The organism is Anaerotignum sp. (genome assembly GCF_031981185.1).
In the GTDB taxonomy this organism is placed as follows: Bacteria; Bacillota; Clostridia; order Lachnospirales; family Anaerotignaceae; genus Chakrabartyella.
The window spans coordinates 56160-61000 of sequence record NZ_DALYUL010000008.1 but is presented as its reverse complement, the minus strand read 5'-3'; the positions used below and the strand labels follow the sequence as shown (position 1 = coordinate 61000).

The following is a 4841-nucleotide window of genomic DNA, read 5'->3' as shown; positions in this document are numbered from 1 at the left end:
TAAGACACCGCCCTTTCACGGCGGTAACAGGGGTTCAAATCCCCTTGGAGTCACTTTTTTTGTTCTAAGATTCGTCCGATTACAACTTGCCGACGTGGCTCAATTGGCAGAGCAGCTGACTTGTAATCAGCAGGTTATCGGTTCGAGTCCGATCATCGGCTTAAACATATGGGTGGATTCCCGAGCGGCCAAAGGGGGCAGACTGTAAATCTGTTGCGATAGCTTCGAAGGTTCGAATCCTTCTCCGCCCATAGTAACTCAATTTAAAAATTTTATATTGCCGCGGAGTGGAGCAGTCCGGTAGCTCGTCGGGCTCATAACCCGAAGGTCGTCAGTTCAAATCTGGCCTCCGCAATCAATAAATCCTAGAAACTTTGTTTCTAGGATTTATTTTGTTTTATAAAAGAAAAGGATGAAGTGCATTTTGGGTAGTTAAAAAATCAACCTGCTAATAAATCAGTCAATGTAGACTTAAAAAGTAAAATCATAAAATAGAAAACCCAAGAAACTTTGATTTCTTGGGTTTTCTATTTATTTTATATCTGAAATTTACCTCTGAAAAATACTAATTTTAATATTTTCTGCTTATTATGAAATTTCTGTAATTTTTTTTATAATTTAAAGTAGGTTTTAGGTTTTCTTTCTATACTTGGGTTTGAAAAAGAGGTACACCTGTAAAAATAATAGCAGGTAAGGAGGCTGAGTTTATGGGAACACCCACAACGTTTGAACGAAAGGAAGTTAAATATTTAATTTCCTTTGGACAAAGAGCAAAACTTCAGGAATTGATGAATACATATATGTCACCCGATAGTTTTGGCAAATCTACCATTATGAATATCTACTATGATACAGACAATAAACAGCTGATTCGTCATTCTATGGAAAAACCTGTTTATAAGGAGAAGCTGAGAGTGCGCAGTTATGGTACTGCCAATCCTGAATCTACAGTTTTTGTGGAACTAAAGAAGAAGTACAAAGGGATTGTATATAAAAGGCGGGTTTCAATGAGCCAAGAGGATGCAAGGCTTTGGTTGGAAAAAAGCACAGCACCCATAAAGGATACTCAGATTATCCGAGAGATTGATTATTTTACCCACATCCATCCTCTAAATCCTGCCGTGCTTTTATCCTACGAGAGAGAAGCGTATTTTGGAAAAGAGGACTCGGAATTTCGTATGACCTTTGATGACAATATTCTTTGGAGAGATTACGATATTTGTCTTTGTAAAGGGGCATATGGTGAAGAGCTATTGCCCAAAGGAATGCAGCTTTTAGAAGTAAAGGCTGCTATGGGAATGCCTTTATGGCTCACGAAATTTTTTAGTGAAAACAATATTTTTAAAACTAGTTACTCTAAATACGGTAATGCATACACTGCAATTGCCCAAAGAGAGCTGGCAGAAAGGGGCAGATACAGTGCTTGATTTTATGACAAATAATATTTTAGCTTCATCCACTACAACAGGAATAACGATGTGGGCATTTCTGCTTTGTGTTGCTACAGGGTTAGGAATTGGATTTTTACTGGCGCTAACCTACAGAAGAAAGAGCAAAAGCTCCCCGGGGTTTTTGGTGACTCTTGCTCTGCTCCCTGCAGTTGTTGCTATGATTATTCTTATGGTAAACGGAAATTTAGGGGCTGGTGTTGCTGTAGCAGGAACCTTTAGTTTGGTGCGTTTCCGCTCCGTTCCCGGCACTGCAAAGGAAATCTGTGCAATTTTTATTGCTATGGCCGCTGGCCTTGCCGTGGGAATGGGATATTTGGTAGTGGCAGTTTTATTTACACTTATCTTGGCTTTAGCAGAGATGTTCTATAGCACGAAAAAAATGCAAAACTTTTGCGGTGCAATCCAAGAACGTCAGCTTCGCATTACAATTCCTGAGGATTTGGACTACACAGAAATTTTTGATGATATTTTTGAAAAATTCTTCAAAAGCTATGAGCTTGCCGAGGTTAAAACCACCAATATGGGTAGCTTATTCCGTTTGACCTATCGTGTTGTGGTAAAAGATGATGTTTCTGAGAAAAAAATGATGGATGACATTCGTGTTCGCAATGGCAATTTGGAAATTAGTTTTTCCAGACCATTAAATCATAATGAGCTATAAGGAGGAAGTTATTTTATGAAGCAGAAAAAAAGAACAGTGCTTGCCGCCATAACAGTTGCTTGTTTATTATGCAGCTGCAGTCAAACGGCAAACGGCGCAACTACAGATAATACCGCAACAACTACTACCACGGATGCCACAACACTGGTCACCGCTTTAGACCCTGAAACGTTATTCAGCACAAGAGATAAAGCAGGGGATTATGACGAAAGTCAGGCCGTTGCCATTACACTGAGTGATACAAAAGCCACAAGTTCAGACAGCAGTAAGGTGAGCATAAGTGCTTCTACCGCGACCATTCAAGATGAAGGTGTATATATCTTGAGTGGTAAGCTGACAAATGGTCAGATCATTGTGGATGCTGAAGAAAGCGATAAAGTTCAGTTGGTACTCAATGGTGTAACAATAAACAACAACACAAGTGCAGCTATTTATGTGCGTCAAGGAGACAAAGTTTTTGTCACCTTAGCAAAAGGCACAACCAATACCCTTACCAATAAAGATACTTTTGTTGCCATTGATGATAACAATATTGACGGTGTCGTTTTTGCTAAGGATGACATCACCTTCAATGGCAGTGGCACATTAATCATCAATGCGGCTTATGGCAGCGGCGTTGTTGCCAAGGATGACCTGACCATTACAGGAGGCAGCTATAAGGTGAATGCGGCAGACCACGGCTTTACTGCGAAAGACGGTATTGCTATTGCAGATGGCACTTTCCAAATCACCTCCGGTAAGGATGGCTTCCATTGCGAGGATAAAGATGATGCAACAAAGGGCTTTATCTATGTAGGGAAAGGTAGTTATGATATTACAGCCCAGGGGGATGGTTTTGACGGGGCATCTATCCTGCAAATTGAGGATGGCACGTTCCAAATCAAAACAGGCAGCGGCAGTGATGCAACTCTTGCAGAGGATGCAAGCGCGAAGGGTATAAAAACAACTGGAAATCTGTTGCTTTCCGGAGGAAGCTTTACCTTAAATTGTGCCGATGACGCATACCACAGCAATGCAAATCTGACTGTAAAAGGTGGGAATTATACCATTGCAACGGGGGATGATGGTTTCCATGCTGATTTAGCCGCAGTGGTTGAGGGCGGAACAATACATATTACCAAAAGTTATGAAGGCATAGAAGGGCAGACAGTTCATGTTTCCGCGGGCACCGTCAACATTGTGTCTTCTGATGATGGTATCAATGCGGCAGAAAGCGGTGAAGATTCCGATGAAGCCGTAGTGGGTGGAGAAAAAGGAACGATGGCAAATGGTGAAAGACCTGCTTTTGATGACACAATTACACCACCTGAAAAGCCCGCTGGGGATGCAACAACGGGGGCAACAGCCAAAGCAACAGATGGTACAGCGGGTACCGCTCCGACAGGCAACCCTCCTACAGGAACAGAAGGAGCTATGCCGAATCGTATGGGCGGCGGCTTACAAGCAAATGAAAACTGCGACATCACAATTACCGGGGGAACCATAACCATTGATGCTAAAGGAGATGCCATTGATTCTAACGGCAGTATTCATATAAGCGGCGGGGTAATTTATATCACTGGGCCTGAAAATAACGGAAATTCCTGTGTGGACAGTGACGGTGATGCTGTAATTACCGGGGGAATCTTGGTTGCTTGTGGTTCCAGCAGTATGTTCCATGGATTTAGTACGGATTCCACCCAAGGCTGGGCGTTGATTAACTTAACAGAAGCACAAAGTGGTAAGGTTACATTAGCCAGCGGTAGCACAACCCTGCTTAGCTATACGCCAACAAGAGAGTATACGGCAGTTTTGGTATCCGGCTCTGGTATTAAGAAAGGCTCCACCTATACCTTAACCATGGGGGATGAGACGAAGACCTTTACCATGGAGAGTCTAAGTTACACTTCTGGTACATCCAGTAACGGAAATATGGGTGGCAGAGGGCAAATGAATGGAACAAAACAGAATCAGACCACAACAAAAGCCACTTCATAATTATTAAGTAGTAATGCCCCTCCTCAATAGAAGGATATGCTGATAAAAACACTGCATATGGCTTTCGTTTGAGGAGGGGGTTTTTCACTGGGGGTATTAAAAGGAAGTGGATGACGGAATAAGATAAGATTTTAGGGTAGTTAATGTGATGTTTTTCAAAGTTCTTTGTGGCAAAGAGGAAACAAAAACAAATTTTATAAATATTATTTAAAAATAAAGATTTTTTAACTTATATTTAAGTTTTGAATGCTATCATTTATTTGTAAGTATTTAACCCCTATTCAATATTTTACTCTTTTATAAAATATTGAGAAAAAGGCCTATTGCATAAATCAATAGGTCTTTTTCAAAATAAAACTTTATTTTATAAAGTATGGTAAAATAGGATAAGGTTTCGTTCCATAATTTTAGGGGAAAGTTAAAATAAGTTTTTGAGGTGAAAATCCCAATTGATACATAAGGAGGTAAAAACCATGCGAATTTTATTGGCAGAGGATGAAAAGGAACTTTCTGATGCTTTGGTCACTATTTTGCAAAGAAATGGTTTTTCTGTAGATGCTGTTTATAACGGCCAGGAGGCCTTGGATTATTTAGAGGCGGATAATTACGATGGTGTTGTTTTGGATATTATGATGCCTAAGGTAGATGGATTAACGGTATTAAAAAAATTGCGGGAGAAAAAAAATATCATCCCCGTATTGATGCTTACAGCAAAGTCTCAGGTGGATGATCGGGTTTTGGGTCTTGACAGT

At 40.6% G+C, this 4841-nt stretch carries 4 protein-coding genes and 3 tRNA genes; all 7 read left to right on the top strand.

Annotated elements, in window-relative coordinates; genetic code table 11:
* The first annotated feature begins 88 nt into the window (after positions 1-88).
* Positions 89-161 (top strand) — tRNA-Thr (locus tag RTK36_RS06275).
* A gap of 9 nt (positions 162-170) precedes the next feature.
* Positions 171-251, top strand: a tRNA-Tyr gene (locus RTK36_RS06270).
* Between the two features lie 30 nt (positions 252-281).
* Positions 282-355: transfer RNA gene (locus RTK36_RS06265), tRNA-Met, on the top strand.
* Between the two features lie 352 nt (positions 356-707).
* Positions 708-1427 carry a polyphosphate polymerase domain-containing protein gene (locus RTK36_RS06260; protein WP_312045353.1) on the top strand — a complete coding sequence of 240 codons (720 nt, stop codon included), beginning with the start codon at positions 708-710 and terminating at the stop codon, positions 1425-1427.
* Positions 1420-2112: a DUF4956 domain-containing protein gene (locus RTK36_RS06255; RefSeq protein ID WP_312045351.1), complete on the top strand. Its 693-nt coding sequence runs from the start codon at positions 1420-1422 to the stop codon at positions 2110-2112. Before RTK36_RS06260 ends, RTK36_RS06255 begins: the two co-directional genes overlap by 8 nt.
* Before the next feature lie 15 nt (positions 2113-2127).
* The gene (locus RTK36_RS06250; RefSeq protein WP_312045349.1) at positions 2128-4089 is read left to right on the top strand and encodes a carbohydrate-binding domain-containing protein; all 1962 of its coding nucleotides are present in this window, start codon (positions 2128-2130) and stop codon (positions 4087-4089) included.
* A gap of 473 nt (positions 4090-4562) precedes the next feature.
* Positions 4563-4841, top strand: a 279-nt coding sequence (locus RTK36_RS06245) for a response regulator (RefSeq protein ID WP_312045347.1), incomplete at its 3' end; no start/stop codon positions are given.

Excerpts from the sequence above, each read along its gene's own strand:
- RTK36_RS06260 (WP_312045353.1), top strand. The coding sequence starts at position 708 with ATGGGAACACCCACAACGTTTGAACGAAAGGAAGTTAAATATTTAATT.
- RTK36_RS06250 (WP_312045349.1), top strand. The coding sequence starts at position 2,128 with ATGAAGCAGAAAAAAAGAACAGTGCTTGCCGCCATAACAGTTGCTTGT.